16 protein-coding genes and 1 pseudogene are annotated in these 23,282 nt (G+C 62.6%); 7 read left to right on the top strand and 10 right to left on the bottom strand.

Features of this window, described 5'->3' with window-relative positions; all coding sequences use genetic code 11:
- Positions 1-88: 88 nt before the first annotated feature.
- The gene (locus CXB49_RS20050) at positions 89-901 is read right to left on the bottom strand and encodes a ribose-phosphate pyrophosphokinase-like domain-containing protein (protein ID WP_101710000.1); all 813 of its coding nucleotides are present in this window, start codon (positions 899-901) and stop codon (positions 89-91) included.
- Positions 902-1,053: 152 nt separating this feature from the next.
- Here CXB49_RS20050 and CXB49_RS20045 point away from each other — a divergent pair, with 152 nt between their 5' ends.
- Positions 1,054-1,752 carry an NUDIX domain-containing protein gene (locus tag CXB49_RS20045; RefSeq protein WP_158300963.1) on the top strand — a complete coding sequence of 233 codons (699 nt, stop codon included), beginning with the start codon at positions 1,054-1,056 and terminating at the stop codon, positions 1,750-1,752.
- A 210-nt stretch (positions 1,753-1,962) separates the two neighbouring features.
- Positions 1,963-3,945, top strand: a complete 1,983-nt coding sequence (locus CXB49_RS20040) for a methyl-accepting chemotaxis protein (RefSeq protein WP_101709998.1) — start codon at positions 1,963-1,965, stop codon at positions 3,943-3,945.
- Here the strand turns inward: CXB49_RS20040 and CXB49_RS20035 are convergent.
- Complete coding sequence (locus tag CXB49_RS20035) at positions 3,935-4,303, bottom strand: hypothetical protein (RefSeq protein WP_101709997.1); 369 nt, start codon at positions 4,301-4,303, stop codon at positions 3,935-3,937. The two genes, CXB49_RS20040 and CXB49_RS20035, sit on opposite strands and share 11 nt — an antisense overlap.
- A 411-nt stretch (positions 4,304-4,714) precedes the next feature.
- Between CXB49_RS20035 and CXB49_RS20030 the strand changes: the two genes are divergently transcribed.
- Positions 4,715-6,004 (top strand): hypothetical protein, encoded by a 1,290-nt coding sequence (locus CXB49_RS20030; RefSeq protein WP_199406726.1) that lies wholly within the window; start codon positions 4,715-4,717, stop codon positions 6,002-6,004.
- 241 nt (positions 6,005-6,245) lie between these two features.
- Here CXB49_RS20030 and CXB49_RS20025 read toward each other — a convergent pair whose 3' ends face one another.
- Positions 6,246-7,151: a LysR family transcriptional regulator gene (locus CXB49_RS20025; RefSeq protein WP_101709996.1), complete on the bottom strand. Its 906-nt coding sequence runs from the start codon at positions 7,149-7,151 to the stop codon at positions 6,246-6,248.
- Between the two features lie 140 nt (positions 7,152-7,291).
- Between CXB49_RS20025 and CXB49_RS20020 the strand changes: the two genes are divergently transcribed.
- Entirely contained in the window at positions 7,292-8,158 is an 867-nt protein-coding gene (locus CXB49_RS20020) for an MBL fold metallo-hydrolase (protein ID WP_199406725.1), read from the top strand.
- 69 nt (positions 8,159-8,227) lie between these two features.
- Here CXB49_RS20020 and CXB49_RS20015 read toward each other — a convergent pair whose 3' ends face one another.
- The 6 genes from CXB49_RS20015 to CXB49_RS19990 form a co-directional block, all read right to left on the bottom strand.
- A complete protein-coding gene (locus CXB49_RS20015; protein WP_101709995.1) occupies positions 8,228-10,192 on the bottom strand; it encodes a biotin carboxylase N-terminal domain-containing protein in 1,965 nt (654 codons plus the stop codon).
- Between the two features lie 3 nt (positions 10,193-10,195).
- A complete protein-coding gene (locus CXB49_RS20010; RefSeq protein ID WP_101709994.1) occupies positions 10,196-11,800 on the bottom strand; it encodes a carboxyl transferase domain-containing protein in 1,605 nt (534 codons plus the stop codon).
- A 15-nt stretch (positions 11,801-11,815) separates the two neighbouring features.
- The gene (locus CXB49_RS20005; RefSeq protein WP_199406724.1) at positions 11,816-13,033 is read right to left on the bottom strand and encodes an MFS transporter; all 1,218 of its coding nucleotides are present in this window, start codon (positions 13,031-13,033) and stop codon (positions 11,816-11,818) included.
- A complete protein-coding gene (locus CXB49_RS20000; protein ID WP_101709993.1) occupies positions 13,026-14,237 on the bottom strand; it encodes an aminotransferase class I/II-fold pyridoxal phosphate-dependent enzyme in 1,212 nt (403 codons plus the stop codon). Before CXB49_RS20000 ends, CXB49_RS20005 begins: the two co-directional genes overlap by 8 nt.
- Before the next feature lie 648 nt (positions 14,238-14,885).
- A complete protein-coding gene (locus tag CXB49_RS19995) occupies positions 14,886-16,202 on the bottom strand; it encodes a hypothetical protein (protein WP_158300962.1) in 1,317 nt (438 codons plus the stop codon).
- A 342-nt stretch (positions 16,203-16,544) separates the two neighbouring features.
- The gene (locus CXB49_RS19990) at positions 16,545-17,297 is read right to left on the bottom strand and encodes a hypothetical protein (RefSeq protein WP_101709991.1); all 753 of its coding nucleotides are present in this window, start codon (positions 17,295-17,297) and stop codon (positions 16,545-16,547) included.
- Positions 17,298-17,584: 287 nt separating this feature from the next.
- Here CXB49_RS19990 and CXB49_RS19985 point away from each other — a divergent pair, with 287 nt between their 5' ends.
- The 3 genes and pseudogenes from CXB49_RS19985 to CXB49_RS19975 all read left to right on the top strand — a co-directional run bounded on the left by CXB49_RS19985 (position 17,585) and on the right by CXB49_RS19975 (position 20,690).
- A complete protein-coding gene (locus tag CXB49_RS19985) occupies positions 17,585-18,631 on the top strand; it encodes an IS630 family transposase (RefSeq protein ID WP_101706528.1) in 1,047 nt (348 codons plus the stop codon).
- A gap of 91 nt (positions 18,632-18,722) precedes the next feature.
- Positions 18,723-18,878, top strand: a pseudogene (locus CXB49_RS19980) (transposase); the annotation flags it as partial.
- Positions 18,879-19,244: 366 nt separating this feature from the next.
- Positions 19,245-20,690, top strand: coding sequence for a hypothetical protein (locus CXB49_RS19975; RefSeq protein WP_101709990.1), 1,446 nt, complete (start codon positions 19,245-19,247; stop codon positions 20,688-20,690).
- Between the two features lie 109 nt (positions 20,691-20,799).
- Here CXB49_RS19975 and gyrB read toward each other — a convergent pair whose 3' ends face one another.
- Positions 20,800-23,190 (bottom strand): DNA topoisomerase (ATP-hydrolyzing) subunit B, encoded by a 2,391-nt coding sequence (gene gyrB, locus CXB49_RS19970; protein WP_101709989.1) that lies wholly within the window; start codon positions 23,188-23,190, stop codon positions 20,800-20,802.
- Between the last annotated feature and the right edge of the window lie 92 nt (positions 23,191-23,282).

Below are 23,282 nucleotides of genomic sequence, written 5' to 3'. Positions count from 1 at the left end.
TCTCCTTCTATCTGTCTTTTCGGTCTGGGGCGCTTGGCAAGCGGCTGAGCCAAGGCGCCGCGCGGGATCGGGGTTGTGTCGGCCGCGCTCAAACGAGGCGGCAGCGGGCGTCGCCGCTCCAGTCGTTTCGGGCGAACACGGCGTCGAAGCGCTCCAGCAGTCGGTCCAGGCCGCGGCTGAAGATGCCGTGGGTCACGTACAGGTACAGCGGCGCGCGCTTGCCTTCCGCCGCCTGGCGCGCGGCGATGGCCTCGGCCAGGCCGACGAAGGTGCCGCCGCCGTCGCAGATGTCGTCCACCACCAGCAAGGGGCCGTCCGGCAGCGCGCCGTGCAGTTCGATGCCGCTGATCTTGCCGGTGGCGGTGTCGCGCACCTTGTCGGCGCAGACGGCGTCGCAGCCCAGCAGCTGGGCCAGCTTCAGCACCCGCTTGCGGGCGCCGGCGTCCGGCGCCACCAGCGTGGCCGGGCCGACGGCCTCCAGCGCGCGGCGCAGCGCCGGCAGCGGGTCGTCCACCTCCACCCGGTCCAGCAGCGCGGTCACCACGTCGCTGTGCGGGTCCTGGATCACGACCCGGCTGTAGCCCTGCTGGTTGATCAGGCCGCAGAACACCTTGGCCGACAGCGCCTCGCCCGGATTGGCCACCCGGTCCTGGCGGGCGTAGGGCACGTAAGGCAGGCAGAGTTCCAGCGGCAGGCCGGGATAGGCGCGGCGCAGCGCGTCGGTCGCCATCAGCAGCGCCATCGTCTCGCCGGCGTCGCGCAGATCGGCGCGTATGCTCAGCGAGGCGGCCGGCGCGCCGGTTTCCACCGTCGCGTGCACTTCGCCGCCGGGGAAGGTGAAGACATTCAGCTTCAGCGCTTGCTGCTGGCCGTTCCGGGAGTGGTAGCTGACGGTGATCATCGCGTGAGTCCTTTGCTTGAGCGCAACCGCGCGGCGGTTGCTTGCGTACTTAGTCGTTTTTTTCAACTAACTGAGCGCAGCATATCCCTCTTAGTTGAAATCTGCAACTAAGTTGGCGAAAATACCATCATACAAGATTGAACGGACTGGCCATGCTTACCTCCCGCCCCACTCCCATCGTCAGCGTGGACGTCGTCCTGCTCACCCTGCACCAGGGCAAGCTGCAGGCGGCGTTGCACCGGCGCGACCGCCAGCCGTTCCAAGGCAGCCTGGCGTTGCCCGGCGGCTATGTGCATCCGGAAGAGGACGCCTCGGCCGAAGCCACCGCGCTGCGCGTGCTACGCGACAAAACCGGCGTGGCGCCGCGCTATCTGGAACAGCTGCGCACCTTCGCCGGCCCGACGCGCGATCCGCGCGGCTGGTCGGCGGCCATCTCCCACGTGGCGCTGATGCCGCACGAGGACTTGAGCCAGGCCGGCGCCGAGGTCTTCCACTTCTACGATGTCGACCAGCTGCCGGAACTGGCCTTCGACCACGCCGAGCAGGTCCGCGCGGCGGTGGAGCGGGTGCGCAACAAGGCCAGCTACTCGACGCTGCCCTGTTGGCTGCTGCCGGAGCGCTTCACGCTGACCCAGCTGCAGCGCACTTACGAGCAGATCTTCGGCGAGACGGTGCCGCGCGGCACCTTCCGTTCCCGGCTGGGCATCAAGGTCGGCGACATGCGCCCGGGCGAGGCCGCCGACCAGGCCGACATCCTGATCGCTACCGACCAGTTCCAGGGAGGCAGCCAGCGGCCGGCCCGCCTGTTCCGCGTCAACCAGCTCAGCCTGTTCAAGCGCGCCGGCTGGTAGCCGGGTGGCCAGCCGGCGGGGCGCGGCGTATCATCGCTCCCCTTGCGCGGCATCGGTAATCATCCCTTTGTGCTAGAACGCTTCCTGCGTTACCTTCGGGACTGGGGAAGCGGTCGCGATGGGCGACTATCGATTCTCATTCCGCGATGAATAAGCAGACAATCGGACGGACCGGCATTGGGCGACGGTCCATCCGGCAAGAGGTGAATCATGATTGCAACCATCAAGGGCAAAATACTGGCCGGTTCCGGCCTGCTGATCCTGATCGGCTTTACCGTGCTGGCGGGGGCCAATATCTACAACAGCTACCGCAACGCGGAAAACGCGGTGCTGGAGCATGCGCGTCTGCTGGCGGACAGCGAGGCCGGCCGCGTGCAGCGCATGCTGGGCAAAACCTATGATTCCGCGCAGGCGATGGCCGAAGCGGCGGCCGGCGTGAAGGTCGCGCTGCCGGCCAACGGCCGCTCCTTGCTGTCCGAGGTGGTGAAGCGCCAGCTGCCCAATAATCCGGACGCGGTCGGCTACTGGGTGGACTGGGAGACCAACGCCTTCGACGGGCGCGACGCCGAGCTGGCCGGCAAGCCGGAAAACGACCACACTGGCCGCTACGGCGTGTACTGGTTCCGCAAGGCCGGCAAGGTCGATGTGGTGTGGGGCAGCGATGGTGTCGACGAAAGCGCCTACTACACCGAGCCGCGCAAGACCGGCAAGCCGATGCTGACCGAACCCTATGTCGATCCGGACGTGAAGATCCTGATGGGCACCATCTCCTTCCCGCTGAACATCGGCGGCAAGGTGCTGGGCGTGGCCGGCTGCGACATCGCGTTGGGCCACCTGCAGGAAATGGCGGCCAAGGTGCAGCCTTACGGTGCCGGCTTCATGAGCCTGTATTCCAACGGCGGCGTGCAGCTGGCCGGCCGCCAGCCCGGACTGAACGGCAAGGCCGCGCCGGACCTGCCGGCCGAGGCCAAGGCGGCGATCAAGGACGGCCGTCCGGCCGAATACCGCAGCGAAGACGGCTTCCGCCACTTCATCATGCCCATCGTCGTCGGCGAGGCCGGCACGCCGTGGGCGGTGCGCATCTCCATACCCGAAGACGAGGCTTTCGCCCCGGTGCGGGCGGCCAGCTGGCAGTCGGCCTTGATCAGCCTGGGCATCCTGGTGTTGATCCTGCTGCTGTTGGGCGCGACGCTGAACCAGCTGCTGCGCCCGCTGGGCCGGCTGCAGGGCGCGATGACCGAACTGGCCTCCGGCAGCGGCGACCTGACCCGCGAGCTGTCCATCGCCAGCCGCGACGAGATCGGCCAGGCCGCCGGCGCGTTCAATACCTTCACCGGCTCGCTGCGCAGGATGATGCTGGACGTGCGCCGCCACGCCGGCGACATGCTGGGTTCGGTGCGCCAGTTGTCCGGCGACGTGAATCAGATTCGCGACAGCTCCGCCCGCCAGTCTCAGGCGGCCAACGCCACCGCGGCCAGCGTCGAGCAGTTGTCGGTCAGCGTCACCCACATCGCCGAATCGGCGCGGGTGGCCGAGCAGCGCGCCCGCGAGGCGGACACCCTGTCCAATCAGGCCGCCGCCAATGTCGACGCCACCGCGGCGGAAATCGGCCGCATCGCCGGCACCGTGCGCCAGCTGGCCGAGGTGCTGGGCGGCATGCAACAGCGTTCCGATCGCATCTCCGGCATCGTGTCGGTGATCCGCGACATCGCCGACCAGACCAATCTGCTGGCCTTGAACGCGGCGATCGAGGCCGCCCGCGCCGGCGAGCAGGGCCGCGGCTTCGCGGTGGTGGCCGATGAAGTGCGCAAGCTGGCCGAACGCACCGCCAAGGCCACGCTGGAAATCTCCGACGTGATCCAGACCATGCAGAAGGACACCGCCCACGCGTCCGACAGCATGAACGGCGCGCTGCAGCAGGTGGAACAGGGCGTGCGGCTGGCCGGCGAATCGTCGCAGTCTATCCAGCAGATCAGCGGTCAGGCGCAGCAGGTGGTAAACGCGGTGGGCGACATCGCCGTCTCCACCGCCGAGCAGTCCAGCGCCAGCCAGGAGATCGCCCGCCACATCGAAAACATCCACGGCATGCTGCTGCAGACCGACGACTCCATTCACCAGGCGCAACAGGCCACGGTGGCGCTGGCGCGGCTGAGCGAGGAGCTGGACAGCCTGATCGGCCGCTTCAAGCTGTAAGCGGCGATCCGTCGGCGGCGATCCGTTCCGCCGCCGCGTCCCGGTGGCGCAGCAGCGCGGCCAGCGCCAGCTCCGCCTCGCCGGCCTGCTCGTCCCGGCCCTGGGCCCGGTAGCGGTCTATGCCGGCGCGCATGCCGGCCAGTAGATCGAAGCGCTCGCCTAGGGCCTCGCCGTGCAGGATGTCGAACAGATGGCTGGCGGCCGGCACCAGCAGCGCCGCGCGCTGGCCCAGCGTGATGGCGCCGGCGCGCATCAACTCTCCGGACAGGTCCAGACACTCCTGCTCGCTGATGCGGGTGGGATCGATGGGCGCGGCGGCCTGGTCCGGGCCGGAGCGGCAAAACGGGGCGATGCGCATCGCTAGCCTCCTTGGCGGCGTGAAATTCCGTTTTTACCGCCAACCGCCTCCTGGATGTACTGCCATATGGAGCAGGTAGGGCGCGCGAAGGCATGAGTCGCGTCCGTCCGCGGAGCGGGGCGGCATCGTCGAGCCGTTGGCTGTGGGCGGATGTTGGCTGAAAGAGATGATCGAGTTTTGCAAGACTCGCGGTGTGGTTCATTGTTATTTCTTGTCGCGTAGAAGAAATCTACATGGATTGAGGTTCTTTCAATCCGTGCTCAAAACCATTTATCAATTGGTGTCGCCTTTCATGGACTCAAGAAATGATACCCAGAGTATCGGACCTTGCGTTTCATATGGGGCAGGCATGAATTGATCCCGCTGTTTAATATGCATTTTGAATGCAATCGATTCTTTATAAAGTAAGCCATGCCAGAGATAATATTTTCCGCCAAACCATCGCAAGTAAGCATCTTAGAAAGCACAGAGAATAAAGCCCGGCATGAAAAAACAGAGTTCCATCAGGAATTGCTGGGTAAGCGTGATGTGTCAATCAGAACGCTGGAAAATATTGACAAAAAATCGCACGACTTTTTCAACTCAAAAGAGCACGAGATATCGTATTTTGATAAGGAATATGGCGATATAAAATTGCTAGTTTCTGGAAATGGTCGATGTGAAAATGTCAAGATATTCAAATCTGGGCTTGAAGTTAAAGTTCCTGAGTATGTAAGTAAGAATATTTTAAGCATGAATGGGACGTTCCCCCACAGCGAGATGCATGCACTAGAAGGAATGATTTCAAAAAGCCATAGCAAGGAAAATGAAATACTTCCATATGTGGAGCTTAATTCAAATGAAGTGAAGCATGGCCTTTCTACGGGAAGTAGCGAGCTTAGAGATTTGATCGATTTTAGGCTGAAAAGAAATCCAAATATAAAAGAGATGGTAATTCCCGTACTGTCAAACAAAGATCATTGGTATGCGGTGCATGTGGAGATAGATAAAGGCCGTAATCAAATCCGGACCACAATAATAAATACAACAAATGAAGCAAAAGTAAAAGAAAGCCACGAAGAAATACTTGATGGCTACAAGCAGGTTCAGTCACTTTTACATGCTGTATTTGAAAAGAGCGAAGTTCTTTCTAGCGTTGAAGTCGGCGATTTCCAATTTTGCCAGTCATTGCAATATGGAAATATGGGGTGTGGAATCACGACAAGCCTGAATTCGCAAGCGCTTTTGAGTGGTGAGATGAAGGTGGATAGCTTGAAGTTCACCAAAGAATCATTTCGTACGAAAGACCAAGTGCTTGAGATGTCGAGTGTCAATATTTTTTCAGATGGGGAAAAGTATGTTTTCCAGAATGAAAAAGCAGACTTGGCAAAGAGCGCTTTGGAAATGATGGGTGCGATTCCAGCTAGAATGCTGACGCAAGAAAATTATGAAAGAGACGATCTTGAAAGTGACATGAATAATTTTTTTGAAGGTAATTTAGAAACAAAACAAGTCGAATATGTTATTGATACACCGCCTTGTCTGATAGAAGACAAGTCGCAAAGAAGCAACTTGGCGCTTGAGTCGATAAGAAGAGCTGATCTTGCCTTGAATTATTTGGATAGAGCCGAAAAGAGAGATGTTCTTCTAAGAGAGATGTATGAGGTAACTCAGGCGAGAACATTAAAAAGCCAGGATCGGTTTGAGTTTAAAAGTCAATAAAATCGCATGAGCTGTCCAGTTTCGGATGACTTCGGATGCGCTTTTTGTGAGAAGCTCAACCGGTATCTGGTGCGTATTGAGCAAAAATAAATGCCGTTGCCCTTGCACTGCAACCGGGAATTTAACCGATGACGGCAATCCTGGCGGGGAATCGGACGAATGCGACTGCGTCAATCAGCAGGGCTTCCGCTTGGATTGCGGCCGGTTTTGCGGGCGGCGACGCCGCGCAAGGCCTCCGTGTTCAGGCCTCGGCAACCCTGACGGTTTCCCGCAGCGTCTCGACGAAGCGCGCCAGCGCCGGATTGCCGGCCTGGCGCTGCCAGACGAAGCACAGCGGCAGCGGCACCGACAGGTTCTGCAGCCGGTAGAAGCGCACCTGCGCCGGCGGGCGCGCCAGATTGGCGGCGTTGACGATGGCGGCGCCGATGCCGGAGCAGACCAGCGACAGCATCGCCGCCTCGGTCGGTTGCTCCTGCACGATGTTCAGGCGGATGCCGGCCTGCTGGCAGGCGCTGAACAGCCGGTCGTGGTAGGCCGGGTAGACGGCGCGCGGAAAGCTGACGAACGGCCGTCCGGCCAGCGCGTGCAGATCGAACGGCTGCGCTTCGTCGTGCGCGATCCGCCACGCGCGCGGCAGCGCCAGCACGATGTCGTGGCTCAGCAGCGGCAGCGCGGCCAAGTCGTCCGGCAGTGGATCGAAGCGGTAGATGAAGCCGCCGTCCAGCGCGTCCTGCGCGATCGCGGCGAGCTGCTCCGGGCTGTTCAGCGTGGACAGCGCCATCGCGACGTCCGGCGCCTCCGCCTGGAAGCGGTGCAAGGCCTGCGGCACCACGCCGTCCCAGCCGGCGTTCTCGACATAACCCAGTCGCAGCTGTCCGGCCACGCCGTCGGCGACGCGGCGCGCGGCCGTCGCCGCGGCGTCCAGCGCCGCCAGTATCCTGCGCGCGTCGCGCAGATAGCTGTCGCCGGCCGGCGTCAGCCGCAGCCCGCGTGGCGAGCGGGTGAACAGCGTGAAGCCCAGCTCCGCCTCCAGGTCCTGGATCTGGCGCGTGATGGCGGGCTGGGTGATGTGCAGCCGCTCCGACGCGGCGCGCATGCTGGCGTGTTCGGCCACCGCCGCGAAATAGCGCAGATGCCGCAGCTCCATATCTCTAGATTCTTCCCGCCCGTGGTGATGCTTTTAATTTATCACAAATTCATAAATTGGCATTGGAAGGCATGAGTGATTTCCGGGATAGTGGACCCATGCCCGGCGTCGCCACGCCGCCAACCGACCAGAGAATGATGATGAACACCCAAACCTACCGCATCGGCAATGCGCGCGTGACGCGCGTGACGGACACCCTGCTCACCGGCATCACGCCGGCCTATCTTTACGCCGACTGGAGCGACGCGGTGCTGGCCGAGCAGCCGCAGCTGCGCGCGCTGCTGGACGACGGCGGCGAGCACATCATCCTCAGCGTGCACACCTGGGTGGTGGAGCTGGACGGCAAGGTTTATCTGATAGACACCGGCCTGGGCAACGACAAGGAGCGGCCGTTCAGCGCGATGTTCCACCGGCTGCGCACGCCGTTCCTGGCGCGCCTGGCCGCGCTGGGCATCCGGCCGGAGGACGTGGACCACGTGCTGCTGACCCATCTGCACGCCGATCACGTCGGCTGGAACACCCGTCTGGTCGACGGCCGCTGGGTGCCGACCTTTCCGCGCGCCGTCTATGCGATGCCGCAGGGCGAGCTGGACTTCTTCGCCACGCCGGAGGCCGACAAGCGTCGCATGGTGTTCGACGACAGCGTGGCGCCGGTGCTGGCCAGCGGCCAGGCGGTCGGCGTGGACGCGGCCGGCGCCGATTACGCTGGGGCCTTTCATTTTCACCCGACGCCGGGACACTGCGCCGGCCACATGTCGATCTCGCTGCATTCGGCCGGCGAGACCGCCATCTTCACCGGCGACGCGATGCATTCGCCGGCGCAGGTCTACCACCCGGAGTGGAATTCGGCCTTCTGCCGCGAACAAGACGGCGCGCGCGCGTCGCGCCGCTGGTTGCTGGACTACGCTTGCGAGCGCAGCGCCACTGTGTTCACCGCCCATTTCGGCGCCTCGTCGGCCGGCGTGGTCAGCCGCGACGGCGACGGTTATGGCTGGCGATTTCTGTAGGCCGCGCATGGAATAAAGCCCGTGCCGCCTCACGGCGGAACGGGCTTTCGCTTTGCCGGATCCGGCGGCCTACTCGGCTTCTGCCGGACTGAGGCTGACCAGCAGCGCGTCGGCGTTGACGATGTCGCCGACCTGGCAGTGCAGCTCGGCCACGATGCCGGCGCAGGGCGCGTACAGGCGGTTTTCCATCTTCATCGCCTCGACGATGGCCACCACCTGCTGGGCCTCCACCCTAGTGCCGGCCGCCAGCGGCAGGGCCACCACGGTGCCGGGCATAGGCGTGCGCACCTGCAGGCCGCCGCCGGCTTCCTGCTCGGCCTGTTCCGCCTGCTCGGCGCGCAGCGCGACGCGCTGGCCGCCGACGCTCAGCTCGACATCGTCGCCGTGCAGCAGCGCGTACCAGCGCCAGCCGTCCACCTCGCCGTGCCAGTGATCGCCGGCGCCGGCCAGGCTGACGGCGTGGCGCCGTCCATCCACCTGCACCAGGGTCTGCTCGCCGTCGCGGTCCAGCAGCCAGGCCTGCCAGCGCTCGGCGCCGCCGCGGTAGGCCACCCGGCCCAGCGGCGCCTCCGGATCCAGCGCGGCGCGGTCGTAGGCGCCGACGCCGCCCTGCCAGGGCGAGGCCGATTCGGCGCAGGCGCGGGCCTGGCGGATGGTGGCGGCGCAGGCCACGGCGGCGGTGAGGCGGTTGGCCTCCGGCGCCGCCGCCAGCTCGTCCACCAGATGGGTGTGCAGCTGGCCGGCCTGCACCCGCGGCTCGCGCAGCAGCCGCTGCAGGAAGCCCAGATTGCTGGTCAGGCCCAGAAGCTCGGTGTCGCGCAGGCCGGTCTGCAACTGCGCCAGCGCCGCCGCGCGGCCGGAGCCGTGGGCGATCAGCTTGGCCAGCATCGGGTCGTAGAAGGCCGGCACCGCGCCGCCATGGTCGAAGGCCGAGTCCACGCGCAGCTGCGCCGGCCAGCGCGCGTGCAGCGCGGCGCCGGGCATCGGCGCGAATTCGCGCAGCGGGTCCTCGGCGTAGACGCGGCACTCGATGGCGTGGCCGTCGGCGCGGATGTCGGCCTGGGCCAGCGGCAGGCCCTCGCCGGCGGCGACGCGCAGCTGCCATTCCACCAGGTCCAGGCCGGTGATGGCCTCTGTGACCGGGTGTTCCACCTGCAAGCGGGTGTTCACCTCCAGGAAGTAGAAGCCGCCGTCCGGCGCCAGGATGAACTCGAAGGTGCCGGCGTTGCGGTAGCCTATCACCTGGGCGCCGCGCACCGCGGCCGCCAGCAGCGCCTCGCGGGTGTCGGCCGGCAGGCCGAAGGCGGGTGCTTCCTCCGCGATCTTCTGGTGGCGGCGCTGCAGCGAGCATTCCCGCTCGAACAGGTGCACCGCCGCGCCGCGGCCGTCGCCGAAGACCTGCACCTCCAGGTGGCGCGGCTGCGAGACGTAGCGCTCCACCAGCAGCCGGCCGTCGCCGAAGCTGGAGCGGCCGATGCGCACGGCGGCGTCCACCGCCTCGCGCAGCTCCGCCTCGGCCCACACCACCTGCATGCCCTTGCCGCCGCCGCCGGCGGACGGCTTCAGGATCACAGGGTAGCCGATCTCGGCGCAGGTCTCCAGGATCAGGCCGTAGGATTCGGTGGCTTCCGGCGAGCCGGGCAGCACCGGCACGCCGGCGGCCTCCATCAATTGGCGCGCGCGCGCCTTGTCGCCCATTTGGACGATGGTGTCCGCGTCCGGGCCGATGAAGACCAGGCCGGCCTCGGCCACCGCGCGGGCGAAGCCGGCGTTTTCCGACAGGAAGCCGTAGCCGGGATGGATGGCCTCGCTGTCGCTGCGCAGCGCGGCGTCTATGATGGCCTGGCCGTTCAGATAGCTGGCGCTGGCCGGGGCCTCGCCTATCCATTCGCGCGCGACGGCGCCCTGCAGATGGTCCGCCCCGGCGTCGGCGCTGGAGTGGACGGCGACAAATTCTATGCCCAGCCGTTGGCAGCTGCGGGCGATGCGGCGGGCGATCTCGCCGCGGTTGGCGATCAAAATTCGTTTGAACATGGTCTACATCCTGAAGACGCCAAAGCGGGTTTCCCGGGCGGGGGCGGCGGCGGCCAGCGCCAGGCTGAGCGCCAGCCACTCCCGGGTTTGGGCGGGGTCGACGATGGCGTCCACCCACAGGCGGGAGGCGACGTACAGCGCCTGGCCCTGCCGTTCGTAGGCCTCGCGTATCGGCCGCTTGAAGGCCTCCTCCTCTTCCGCCGTCCAGCTCTTGCCCTGCTTTTCCAACTGCTCGGCGCGGATCAGCGCCAGCACGGTGGCGGCCTGCTCGCCGCCGACCACCGTGGTCTTGGCGTTGGGCCACATCGCCATCAGCTGCGGGCCGATGGAGCGGCCGCACATCGCCAGATTGCCGGCGCCGTAGCTGCCGCCTATCAGGATGCTGAACTTGGGCACGCGGGCGCAGGAGGCGGCGTTGACCATCTTGGCGCCGTGCTTGGCGATGCCGCCGGCCTCGTATTCCGCTCCCACCATGAAGCCGTTGATATTGTGCAGGAACAGCAGCGGAATACCGCGTTGGGAGCAGATTTCGATGAAGTTGGCCGCTTTTTGCGCGCTTTCCGAGAACAGCACGCCGTCATTGATCAGCACGCCCACCGGGTAGCCGCCGATATGGCCGGTGCCGCACAGAATGCTGGTGCCGAAGCGGGCGCGGTATTCGGCGAAGGCCGAATCGTCCAGCAGCCGGGCCAGGATTTCGCGCGCCGGGATGTGCTCGCGCGGATTGGCGCTGATGATGCCGGGCAGCTCGGCCGGATCGTGGCGCGGCGGCAGCGGCGCCTGCGGCGGCGCGTACTGCTTGCCCACGCCGCGGCGGGCGACGATGTCGCGCAGCAGCTGGAGGGCGTGCTCGTCGCTGACCGCGTAATGGTCGGCCACGCCGCTGTCGCGGGTGTGGACGTCGGCGCCGCCCAGCGTCTCGGCGTCGACGATGACGCCGGTGGCCGCGCGCACCAGCTGCGGGCCGCCGAGAAAGATGGAGCCGTTGCCGCGCACGATGATGGTTTCGTCGCTCATCGCCGGGATGTAGGCGCCGCCGGCGGTGCAAGAGCCGAGCACGGCCGAGATTTGCGGCAGGCCCAGCGCCGACATCTCGGCGATATTGCGGAAGATGCGGCCGAAATGGTGCTCGTCCGGGAAGATTTCCTCCTGCAGCGGCAGGTAGACGCCTCCGGAATCCACCAGGTACAGGCAGGGCAGGCCCAGCTCGCGGGCGATGTCCTGGGTGCGCAGATGCTTGCGCAGCGTCAGCGGATAGTAGGTGCCGCCCTTGACCGAGGCGTCGTTGGCGAACACCGCCACCGCGTGGCCGGAGACGATGCCTATGCCGGTGACGATGCCGGCGCAGGGCACCGCGTGGTCGTAGACCTCGTGGCCGGCCAGCTGGCCGATTTCCAGAAAGGGCGTGCCCGGGTCCAGCAACAGCGACAGCCGCTCGCGCGGCGACAACTTGCCCTTGGCCGCCTGCTTGGCGCGGGCCTCGGCGCCGCCGCCCTGCAAGGCGGCGTCGCGGGCGGCGGCGATCTGGCCGCGCAGCTGGCCGTAAGCCGCCAGATTGCGCTCATAGGCCTCGCCGCTGGCCGGGAGGCGCGATTCGATTCGAGACATATCCGATTCCTTGCGTCAGGCCGCCTTGAGGCGCGCCTGGAACAGAACTTGCAGAAGAGTGATCAGGCCGAGCGCGGCCACCGCCAGCGTCCAGGCGCCGTTGTGATGCAACAGCACCGAGGCGGTGGCGGCGATGCCGGCCAGGCCTTGCTGCAGGAAGCCGCACAGCGCCATCGCGTGGGCGCCGTGGTCCTTGGCGTCGCTGACCGCCGTGGCCATGCTGTTGGGGAACAGCACCGCCTGGCCGAAAATGGTCAGGCAATACAGGCCGATGAACAGCAGCAGGCCGGGCCGGGCCTCCAGCACGCCCAGATGCCAGCACAGCAGCATGGCGACGGTGGCCGTGGCCATCAGCAGCGCGCCGGCGCGCATCAGCTTCCTGCCGCCCAGCTTGGCCACCGCGCGGTTGACCACCATCGCGCCGCTGAAATAGGCCAGGCCGATCAGCAGGCCGACATTGCCGAAGCTGGCCACCGCCAGGCCGAAATGCTCCTGGAACACGAAGGGGCTGACTTCCTGCAGCGTGACCGTGGTGGCGAAGCCCAGGCCGCCGGCGCAGGCTGGCAGCACAAAGCCGGGCCGGCGCAGGATCTGCCAGTAGGGACTGCCGCCGTGGCGCGCGGCCGCCGGCCGGCCGCCCTGCAGCGGCACGCTCAGGCTCAGCAGCGCGGCCAGGCAGCCGGTGACGGCCATCAGCACGAAGCCGGCCTGCCAGTGGCTGTACTCGCCTATCAGCCCGCCGATGAACTGGCCGCCGCCCAGCGCCGTGATGAAGGCGATGGACAGCACCGACAGCCGGCGCGCCAGCTCGTCGCCGCTCCAGTTGTCGCGGACGATGATGCGGGCGATGATGGCCGCGCCGCCGGCGGCGATGCCCTGCAGCACCCGCAGCGCCAGCAGCTCGACGGCGCTGCCGACGGCGGCCAGCAGCGCGCTGCACAGCACGAACAGCGCCAGCGAAACCAGCAGCGGGCCGCGGCGGCCCCAGCGGTCGGCGGCCGATCCCCAGAACAGCACCGGCAGCGCGGCGCCGACGACGAAGCCGGAGATCGACATCTCCACCAGGCTCTGGCTCATCGCCAGCTCGCGCATCACCGCCGGCAGCGACGGCAGGTAGACGGTGGTGGCCATCTGCGCCATGAACACGATCAGGCAGGACAGCACCATCAGCCGCGCGGCCGGGCGCGCCGCCTCCAGCGGGGCGGCGGCGGTCTGCGCCGACGCCTTACTCATGGTTGGCTCGCAGCTGCTTCAGGCAGGCGCCGAAGCGCTCGATCTCCGCCGCCGTCATATTGGCGCGGATCATGATGCGCAGGCCGGCGCGGCCCTTGGCGATCACCGGGAAGAAGATGGGCGAGGTGTAATAGCCGTCTTCCAGCAGGCTCTTGGCGTACAGGATGGTGCGCTCTTCCGAGCCGATGGAGACGAAGCGGATAGGCAGCGGCTCGCCGCTGTTTTCCGATTCCACATGCTGGTCGAACAGGCGGATATTGTCCTGCAGCTTCTGCTGCAGCACCGGCAGCTCGGCCGACTTGTGCACGGCCACCGACTCGATGATGGCGCCCAGGCCGGCGGTGTTGATGCGCTGCGACCAGGTGACCGGGCCGCCGAAGCGGGTGGCCAGCTTGCGGCGCTCGGCGTCGCCGCGCGGACCCAGGAAGATGGCGCCGCCGGACGCGCCGAAACCCTTGTTCAGCGAGGTGACGATCAGCGTGCGGTCGTTGATCGCGCCCATCTCCTCCAGCACCAGGCCGCGGCCCTGATGGCCCAGCGTGGACAGGCCGTGCGCCTCGTCGAAGAACAGGAACAGGCCGTACTTGTCCTGCAGGGCCAGCAACTCCTTCACCGGCGCCATGCCGCCGGTGCTGTACACGCCGTCGGCGACGTAGGCGACGCGCTGATGCGTCTTGCACAAGTCCTCCAGCGCGTTCAGATCGTTGTGGCGTATGGTCTGGATCTCCGTCTCGTCGGCGCAGATCGGCTTCATCATGTTCAGGCAAAAGTGGGCGTTCTTGTCGAACACCATCAGCGGCGCCACGTCGCCGGTCAGCGCGCCGGAAGCCAGCAAGGGCAGCGTGGCGGCGGCCGAGGCGGCGCAGGACGGCACCGTCAGCGTCTCCGCGTCCACCAGGCCGGCCAGCGCTTCTTCCGCCTGCTGAAGGATGTCGAACTGCACACGGATGCGCGAGATGGAGGTGTTCAGCGAGCCGGTATTCAGCACCGCGTCCGCCGCGGCGCGCAGGATGGCCGGGTGAGAGTCCAGCCCCAGGTAGGAGTAGGACGACATATTGGTGAAGTGTCGGCCATTGGCCACCGCCTCGTGACGACCGTCGCCCAGATTGCGGGTGACGATATTGGCCATGCCGGCCGCGGTGGTCACATCCCAGAAGCTGTTGCTCAGCTGGATGGCCTTTTTGATATTGGTGTGTTGATGCATCGTGTATAGCCCCGTCTTGTGTTGATTCAAACGTTTCGCGCTTGCCGCGCCGCCGTTCTATGCGGCGGCTGCGAAAAGGCCCTGCCCCCGGATCTGATGTCGGGTGGCATATGAATAGTTCTTATATGAACATGAAATAATCTACTTCATAGAACTATCCTAAGTGCATAGTATCAGTATGTAATCAGGAATTAAAGCGAACGTATGATTTTTGGCATAAGTCGTTGGCAAGATGGCAACAGGGCGAGATCGGGCCGTTATCTGGCGGCAAAGTGCGGGGATCGTGCGGAAAAAGGGCGGGCGAAACGGGGTGGATAGGCGGGCAAGGCGCGCGATACGGCAAGCCGCGGCGACTAAGCCCGCTACGGCTTTCCAGCCGCTTGGCGGGCTGGCTTTAGAGCGCCGCTTCTTCAGGGTTGAGCGCGCTTAGGCTCGTGTTGCATGACCCGTGTTGCAACAGAATACGGTTGGTTTTCCACAATCCAGCGCGAGTGTGGCGGTGTCCATCGGCAGTATCTTGTCGCCGATGGCGACGGTGTGAACATGGCGGCCGTTGGCCAGCGTCAGGAATGTGCTGGAGCGCAGGCAGCCGCGTCGCCAGTAGCGGCCCACCCAGGCATGGCCTGGGCAGGCCGCGAGGCGGCTGGCCTATTTGGAGCTAAGAGACGCGGTAGTCAGAGGGGTGGAGGTGACGGTGAACTGAACCGACGAGCCCACTTCGCCGCTGATGTTGACGGTGATCGGCGAAGTCAGCAGATAGGTGCCGTCGGCTTGCTTGACCGAGCCGGGCAGGTTCTGGCTGTAGTAGTACTGCCCGTTCTGCGTCACGGTTGTGGGTGGCACCTGGCCGATGGAGATGGTGGCCACGCCGGAATAGCTGGACTGCGGTGGGACGTTGAAGGTGATCTGCTGCTCCAGGCTGATGGTGCTGGTATTGGTCGTTGTCTGGGACGACGATGTCGTGGACGTCACGGAGAACGACGTGGTCAGGCTGGCCTGGATGGAGTCCACATCCGGAACGCCCTCCGTCGCCGTGACGGTGGCGGAGATGGACGCCATCGTCTCGTATTGCTGCGTCGCGGTATTGGAGATCTCCACCGTCTTGCCCACGGCCACGGTATCGGTCACGGTGAGCACTTCCGACGAGGCGTTGGTGCCCTTGATGGTTTCGGTAAAGGTCTGGCCGGGCAAAATGGTGGAGTCCACATTGACGGTGACCGACGAAACAACCGTTCTGACCGGCGAAAGCAGGCTGTAGGTGAAGGAACTCACCTTGTCGTTCATGCCGCTGCCGGTCAGGTCCATCACGGCCGGCGTGCCGTAGGTGCCAAAGGCGTTGCTTGCGCCAACGGTGACGGATTGGCCGCTGCCATCGGAGTTGTCGGAGAGCGTCAGCTGCTGCGGCGGCGTCAGGCAGGGGAAATTGACCGAGGAGCCTTGATCCTGCAGCCACCATTTGGCGATGGAGACCGGCTGGGCGGTGGGCCATTCGCTTAGGAAAATGGTGGCAAACGAGCCGCTCTCGCCGATGTCGTAGAACAGCTGAAACCAGCCTTGATCCGGTTCCACATCACGCCAGACGCCGCCGCTGAGGCAGTCGTTGGCGCCATAGGCCACCAGGTCGATGGTTTGAACCTGGCCATTGCCGATCAAATCCACGCAGACGCCGGCGCCGGAAAAATCGTAGGGATTGGCGTTTTGCACCACGTTGTTGCAAAGCGTGCAGACGACGTTCTCCGGCAGATTGAAGACAATCCAGGTTGCATTGTCCTGCAACGGTGTTCCGGAGAATGAAAAGAAATGGCCGGATGGATACTGCGGGCTGTTGGTGTCGACGGTGAGGGTCGTGCTGTTCCAGTTATTATCCTTATACAGGATGATCTGGCCAGATTTGCACGTTCCCGGAAACGGGGTAGATGTCCGTGGCGGGACATAAAATGGCTGCTGGTAAACATTGTTGCCCATGTCAATCCTCTTCTCTGCTAATTCATGCGCAAAACTTCTCGATTTCAATGGAAAGTATTAACGCTTGATGTCAACCAAAAAGAAAAAGAAAACCCATATTACCCAATGGATGCACTATGGGGATATGGGTTTACCATGCCCAGGTTATTGTCCAATAACAGGCTTTAGCCGAAGCTGAAATTGATTCTGGTTCACGGATTGTGGCATGACAAGGTGAATTTCAATGCAACTCGTTATTTACCTGTTTTGTAGGTGGATTTACTGAGCCAGAGGCCGGATTTTTTAGACCCAGCAATCAGCGGTGGATAGGCCCTGCAAGGAAATTATGAATTTGGTCTAGGCTCAAACACTTGGCGGCTTGCAATCCAGCGCAAGCGCGGTAGTGTCCATCAAGCGGACCTTTTCGCCAATGGCGACGGTGTAGACGTGGCCGCCATCGGCCAGCATCAGAAACTTGTCGGAACGGTCCAGTAGCCAGCCGTTGATGGTTTTGCCGTTGTCCAGGGTGATTGTGGTGGCGTAGCGGCTTTCTAACTTGGCATGGCACGCACTCTTCAAGAAGTTGTCTTTCCCTGTCGAATAAGATCCGACAACCCATAATCCAATGGGAAATATCAGGTATGAATAAATAAAGCAAGCGACAGTAAAGACGATCATCGATAAAATAAAGAAGCTTTTATCGTAACTGAAACGTTTTTCCAACCAAATCCGGATGGCACTGTTTTTAGGCTGGCGTTCTTTTCTTTTTATGCCAATTCCCAAAGCAGCAATAAATATACTGAAGACGGAAATAGCAAGAACTGCCCATAGCCAGATTTTATACGGTGAGATGAAGCCATATAGGGCAGTTTCTTGTAGCGAAATGGACGATATGGGGCCGCCATTGCCAACTTGGGACCAGAAACCGTAACGGTAGCAACTCCCGGCAATCCAGGCGAAGATGCCCAGCAGGGTGATGTTCAATGCGGCCAGTTTGAGCAGAAATTCCAGTATTTGCACGATGGCCAACACGCCTGCCCTGCCCAGCTTGGGCTCCGGCTTGCGGGTATAGGGGAGCGAGGTGTGGGGCGTGCGAGTTTGCTGTTGATTTGGCATCGGGCCGGAGTATGAGCGCAAAGCCTAATGGTAGCGTTTGCCGATGGTGGTCCACTACTGACCTGGCGGCGAGTCTCCGTGCTCGTGGAACGTTTTCCGCAAGAGCCCCAATTGTTTCAGTTGCGCGGCGCGATAGACGACCACTGCCGGCTTGATCCGGTGAACTACCAGTGCCATCTGGCATGAGTGCCGTGTCTTGCTAGAGAAGCCTGCCCCGCCACATGGTCCGGTGGGCTTTTTACTATTAATCCGGCAGTAATAATCCGTACAGATTGTATACTTCCGGCATGGAAAAAATCGATGTGCGCAAGCTTGAACTGGCCGCCCGTGAGCAGCTGAGGCGTACCGCTATCCGGATGTACAAGCGAGGCCGGTCTCAAGCCAGTATTGCCGAAGAACTCGGGCTGCGCCGCCCCACCATTTCCGCCTGGGTGGTGCGTGAGGCAGCACTAGGTGCGCAGGGATTCAAAGAACAGAAGCGCGGTCGCGCCGAAGGCACCGGCCGTCGGCTGACCGAGGCGCAGGAAGCCCGGATCAAGCAGGACATCGTGGATCGCACGCCAGACCAGATGAAGCTGAGGTTTGCCCTGTGGAGTGCTCAGGCGGTCAAGGCTGTAATCAAGCAGATGTTTCTGATCGATCTGCCGATCCGTACTGTCCGTCTGTACTTGGCCCGCTGGGGCTTTACGCCGCAGCGCCCGCTCAAACGCGCTTATGAGCAGCGACCGGCAGCAGTCGAGAAATGGCTCAAGGAGGAATACCCGGCTATCGTCGCGCGTGCCAAAGCGGAAATGGCTGAAATCAGCTGGGGCGACGAATCGGCGGTGTCGAGTGTTGAGCACTTTCCGCGTGGCTACGCCCCAAAAGGCCAAACCCCAGTTCTGGTGTTATCCCAATCGAAAAGAGCGCGCATCAACTTGATTTCGGCCATTACCAACCAAGGCAAGATGCGCTTCATGCTGTACCGGGAGACCTTGACGGCCCGGGTGCTGATCAAGTTTCTGATGCGGCTGATCCGTGATGCTGGCGGCAAGAAGGTGTTCTTGATCCTCGACAACTTGCGCGTGCATCACAGCAAGCTGGTGCAAGCATGGTTGGAGGAGGAAGAGAACAAGAAGGCGATTGAGTTGTTCTTCCTGCCCAGCTACTCACCGGAACTGAACCCGGATGAATACTTGAACGGCGACCTGAAGGCCAGAATGAGCGCAGGTGAGCCGGTTCGATCAGACGGTCAACTTCAAGGGAAAGTGCTGTCCCATTTACGCTCATTGCAGAAGCAGCCGGCCAGAATCCGGTCGTACTTCCGGCATGAAAAAATCCGCTACGCGGCATGAGCTTTCTGTACGGTATTTGACTGCCGGATTAATAGCCACTCTGAGTAGCGTGTGACTTTAGAGTCCAATCAACCACACACGGAGATTGGACATGAAGAAACGATTCACTGAAGAACAGATCATCGGCTTCCTGCACGAAGCGGACGCGGGAATGCCCATTGTCGAGCTGTGCCGCAAGCATGCCTTCTCGGAAGCCAGCTATTACCTCTGGCGCAACAAATTCGGCGGCATGAATATCTCGGAGGCCTTTGAGCGGATCTCGGCGTGAGGCGGGAGTTTGTCTACGGTACCCGGGACAGTCCAGCTGCTTCCCAAGCGACAGTAGTCATCTTTGATCTGGTTTTCAGAGGACAGCTTTAGCCAACCTGCTGATGGTTCGAAAAGGACGAAGGCAGATCGTCGGCCAAAGCCGTCGTATGCTCTTTGCCGTGAATTTGACGGAGGCAGCCTTATCTCACATTTTCCATATGAGCAGGACAGGCCATGGTCATTTTGGCATGCTAAAATCATAAGATTGGGACCCCAACCAAACCCGGCACAGTCCAACAGGCCGCACCTGCCTGTCGAGAAAGTATGGAGTGGCTCCCACGATTGAAACCCCGGGAGATACCCCTTGATCCAACCCACAGCCGCCCCAGAGAAATCCTCAGAAGTACTTATTCGTCTTGAGCATGGGGACAGTGCCAAAGCGCTATCGATCGACCAACTCGTACACAGAGAGAACTACGAGCGCCTTCGAGATCAGGTTATCAAACACCTCAACGCAGAAGCGACCTCAAGGTATGACCCCGGTAGTGGCTGGACACAGTTCCTGGACGGGACACGAGGTGCGGGCAAGTCGACATTCCTTAGCTCGGTAAAAGTCGCCCTTGAGAACGACGCCCAGGTGAATGGCCATCTTGCTTTCATCAACCTGATCGATCCAAGTCGCATTGAGCGCAGCGAGATTATCCTTCTTGTGATACTGCAACAACTTCGCAAGCGGGTTGACGACGCTCTCAAAGTGCAGTGCCGATCGCAAGACGAACAGCTACGAGAAGAATGGCACCGCACTTTCAAGGGAGTCGCCGGAGGCCTGAGTATGTTCGCCAAGGACTACCACCCTCTTAACGATTTGGACCCGGATCTGTTCCTCGAATGGGGACTGGAGCGTGCCGGCGATAGTACGAACCTGCGAGCGAAGCTGCACTGTCTGTTTTCCACGGCCTGCCGTATCCTCGGCGTACGCGCACTCATGTTGGCATTCGACGATGCCGACACGGATTCCACGCATGCGGTCAGCCTGTTGGAGTGTATTCGGAAATACTTGGATGCCCCTATCGTAATGGTTCTGGTGACAGGTGACCTTGAGCTCTACTCGCTGCTCGTGCGCCAGCACTTCGCGCAGACAGTTGCTGGCAAGCGCGAGGCAGCCATAGAACTTCAACGCCGTTCAATACAAGGGGATCGGTCGACCCAGTACCTGCGTATGATTGATCACCTAGAAGAGCAGTACCTACTCAAGCTCTTCCCGATCCACAAGCGCATGCAACTGCAGCCGCTCTGGAATGTCATGCTTCGCGCGAACTGTCGGGTTACGCATCCTGCTTGGGGGACCGAACCGATCCATGTTAAGGATGTCGTCCAGACAATTGTTCGGCGCGGATTGCGCGTCAAAACCAGTGGCGACGTTGCTATCTATGTTGAGTTCCTGCTCAAACAGCCTCTGCGCTCGGTGTTGCAGGTCATGGCCAGCTGTGCTCCGTATCTGAGGGGCTCTTCAGCCCTCACATTGGCGTCTGAATCTTGGTCAGCCGAACTATCGACTGCGCTCTGTCGCTCTCTGCAAGCCCTGGCACTAACCAGCCTCTACAAGTTCTCAGTCGACACCGACGCCATTGCTGCGCAAGAATTCCCCGCGTTGGCGCAAGCTGTGTTCGATCTGTCTCTTCTGGATGGCGACATTGATACTGCGCCGTATCTCCGCCCAATGTCAGGAGCTTGTACGGTATTCTGTGTAAACCAGCCGTTCCCCTCTTCTCTGTCGAAAGTCCGCTCCGGCCGAAAAGCGGTAGTTTGATCAATCGTAAAAAACCCACCGGATTGCTCCGGTGGGTTTTTTCATTATCTGTGTCAGCATTTTTTCACTAACCTGACACAAATTTCACTTTGAGTGTCACCCTACAACGTTACACGTCGATATTCCGCGCAATCAAGGCGTTACCCTCAATGAACGCACGGCGTGGCTCCACCTCGTCGCCCATCAGCGTGGTGAACACGTCGTCGGCGCCCATCACGTCTTCGATGCGTACCTTCAGCAGGCGGCGCACGGTCGGGTCCATGGTGGTTTCCCACAGCTGTTCCGGGTTCATCTCGCCCAGGCCTTTGTAGCGCTGGATGTTCATGCCCTTCTTCACCTCGGCCAGCAGCCAGTCCAGCGCCTCGCCAAATTCCGCCACCGGGCGCACGGTTTCGCCGCGCTTCACGTGGGCGCCTTCGCGCAGCAGGCCGCCCAGCAGGCTGCCGGTCTTCTTCAGCTCGGCGTAGTCGCCGCTGTCCAGGAAGTTCTGGTCCAGCACCGTCACCAGCACGTTGCCGTGCAGCTTGCGGATGATTTTCACCAGGTGGCCGTCGTTCTTCTCGTCGCGCAGCAGCTGCAGCTCGATGGTTTCGGCCGGCAGCAGCGCCTTGAGGCTGGCGATGGTCTGTTCCGACTGCTGCTGGCTTTCCAGCGACAGCGCCGGGGTTTTCAGCATCGCTTCCAGTACCAGCGGGTCGATGACGCGGCTTTCGCGTTCGATCACCGCGCGGGTCAGCAAGAACTGGCGGGCGATTTCGTCCAGCGTGTCGCCGGCCAGCGGGGCCGCGCCTTCGGCCGGGATCAGCTCGGCTTTTTCCAGCGCCAGTTGCAGCAGGTACTGGTTGAGCTCGTAGTCGTCCTTCAGGTAGCGTTCCTGCTTGCCGTGCTTGGCTTTGTACAGCGGCGGCTGGGCGATGTAGATGTGGCCGCGTTCCACCAGCTCGCTCATCTGGCGGTAGAAGAAGGTCAGCAGCAGCGTGCGGATGTGCGCGCCGTCCACGTCGGCATCGGTCATGATGATGATGCGGTGGTAGCGCAGCTTGTCCGGGTTGTACTCGTCCTTGCCTATGCCGCAGCCCATCGCGGTGATCAGCGTGGCCACTTCCTGGCTTTGCAGCATCTTGTCGAAGCGGGCGCGTTCCACGTTGAGGATCTTGCCCTTCAGCGGCAGGATGGCCTGGAACTTGCGGTCGCGGCCTTGCTTGGCGGAACCGCCGGCGGAGTCGCCCTCCACCAGGTACAGTTCGCACAGCGACGGGTCTTTTTCCTGGCAGTCGGCCAGCTTGCCCGGCAGGCCCAGGCCGTCCATCACGCCTTTGCGGCGGGTGATTTCGCGGGCCTTGCGCGCGGCTTCGCGGGCGCGGGCGGCTTCTACGATCTTGCCGCAGATGATCTTGGCGTCGTTCGGGTTTTCCAGCAGATAGGTCTTCAGCGCTTCGCTGACCACCTCATTGACCACCGGGCCGATTTCGCTGGAGACCAGCTTGTCCTTGGTCTGGCTGGAGAACTTGGGGTCCGGCAGCTTGACGGACAGCACGCAGGTCAGGCCTTCGCGCATGTCGTCGCCGGTGGTGTCCACCTTGGCCTTCTTGGCCACTTCGGATTCTTCGATGAACTGGTTCAGCGTGCGGGTCATCACCTGGCGCAGCGCGGTCATGTGGGCGCCGCCGTCGCGTTGCGGGATGTTGTTGGTGAAGCACTGGACGCTTTCCTGGTAGGAGTCGTTCCATTGCATCGCCACTTCCACGCTCATGCCGTCCTTTTCGCCGATGCCGTAAAAGACTTTCGGGTGCAGCACGGTCTTGTTGCGGTTCATGTATTCGACGAAGCCGGACACGCCGCCGGAGAAGGCGAAGTTTTCTTCCTTGCCGCTGCGCTTGTCTATCAGCTGGATGCCCACGCCCTGGTTCAGGAACGAAAGCTCGCGGATGCGCTTGGCCAGGATGTCGAAGTGGAATTCGATATGGCCGAAGGTTTCCACGCTGGCGAAGAAGGTGACTTCGGTGCCGCGGTGGCTGGTATGGCCGGTGACGGTCAGCGGGGCCACGGCGTCGCCGCGGCGGAATTCCATTTCATGCACCTTGCCGTCGCGCCAGATCTTCAGCTTCAGCCAGTCGGACAGCGCGTTGACCACCGATACGCCCACGCCGTGCAGGCCACCGGAGATCTTGTAGCTATTGCTGTCGAATTTGCCGCCGGCGTGCAGGATGGTCATGATCACTTCCGCCGCCGAACGCCCTTCCTCGGGGTGGATGTCGGTGGGGATGCCGCGGCCGTTGTCTTCTACGGAGACGGAGTTGTCCGGATTGATGGTGACCTTGATGGTGTCGGCATGGCCGGCCAGCGCCTCGTCAATGGCGTTGTCCAGCACTTCAAACACCATATGGTGCAAGCCGGTGCCGTCCTGGGTGTCGCCAATGTACATGCCGGGGCGCTTGCGCACCGCATCCAGGCCTTTGAGAACCTTGATACTGTCCGCGCCGTATTCTTGTTCGCTCATACTCAAACCTTCCAAATGGCGGCGGCTGCGCCGCGAGGCGCGCCGCGCCGGTCATTCTTGAGAGCCGCCCGTCCGGTGGGCGGCGGCTCTTT

The organism is Chromobacterium sp. ATCC 53434 (assembly GCF_002848345.1).
In the GTDB taxonomy this organism is placed as follows: Bacteria; Pseudomonadota; Gammaproteobacteria; order Burkholderiales; family Chromobacteriaceae; genus Chromobacterium.
Note: the sequence above shows the minus strand (reverse complement) of the source record. Positions and strands in the feature narration are given on the sequence as shown.

Coding starts and splice junctions, on each gene's coding strand:
- CXB49_RS20050 (WP_101710000.1), bottom strand. CDS start 901: ATGATCACCGTCAGCTACCACTCCCGGAACGGCCAGCAGCAAGCGCTG.
- CXB49_RS20045 (WP_158300963.1), top strand. CDS start 1,054: ATGCTTACCTCCCGCCCCACTCCCATCGTCAGCGTGGACGTCGTCCTG.
- CXB49_RS20040 (WP_101709998.1), top strand. CDS start 1,963: ATGATTGCAACCATCAAGGGCAAAATACTGGCCGGTTCCGGCCTGCTG.
- CXB49_RS20035 (WP_101709997.1), bottom strand. CDS start 4,303: ATGCGCATCGCCCCGTTTTGCCGCTCCGGCCCGGACCAGGCCGCCGCG.
- CXB49_RS20030 (WP_199406726.1), top strand. CDS start 4,715: ATGCCAGAGATAATATTTTCCGCCAAACCATCGCAAGTAAGCATCTTA.
- CXB49_RS20025 (WP_101709996.1), bottom strand. CDS start 7,151: ATGGAGCTGCGGCATCTGCGCTATTTCGCGGCGGTGGCCGAACACGCC.
- CXB49_RS20020 (WP_199406725.1), top strand. CDS start 7,292: ATGAACACCCAAACCTACCGCATCGGCAATGCGCGCGTGACGCGCGTG.
- CXB49_RS20015 (WP_101709995.1), bottom strand. CDS start 10,192: ATGTTCAAACGAATTTTGATCGCCAACCGCGGCGAGATCGCCCGCCGC.
- CXB49_RS20010 (WP_101709994.1), bottom strand. CDS start 11,800: ATGTCTCGAATCGAATCGCGCCTCCCGGCCAGCGGCGAGGCCTATGAG.
- CXB49_RS20005 (WP_199406724.1), bottom strand. CDS start 13,033: ATGAGTAAGGCGTCGGCGCAGACCGCCGCCGCCCCGCTGGAGGCGGCG.
- CXB49_RS20000 (WP_101709993.1), bottom strand. CDS start 14,237: ATGCATCAACACACCAATATCAAAAAGGCCATCCAGCTGAGCAACAGC.
- CXB49_RS19995 (WP_158300962.1), bottom strand. CDS start 16,202: ATGGGCAACAATGTTTACCAGCAGCCATTTTATGTCCCGCCACGGACA.
- CXB49_RS19990 (WP_101709991.1), bottom strand. CDS start 17,297: ATGCCAAATCAACAGCAAACTCGCACGCCCCACACCTCGCTCCCCTAT.
- CXB49_RS19985 (WP_101706528.1), top strand. CDS start 17,585: ATGGAAAAAATCGATGTGCGCAAGCTTGAACTGGCCGCCCGTGAGCAG.
- gyrB (WP_101709989.1), bottom strand. CDS start 23,190: ATGAGCGAACAAGAATACGGCGCGGACAGTATCAAGGTTCTCAAAGGC.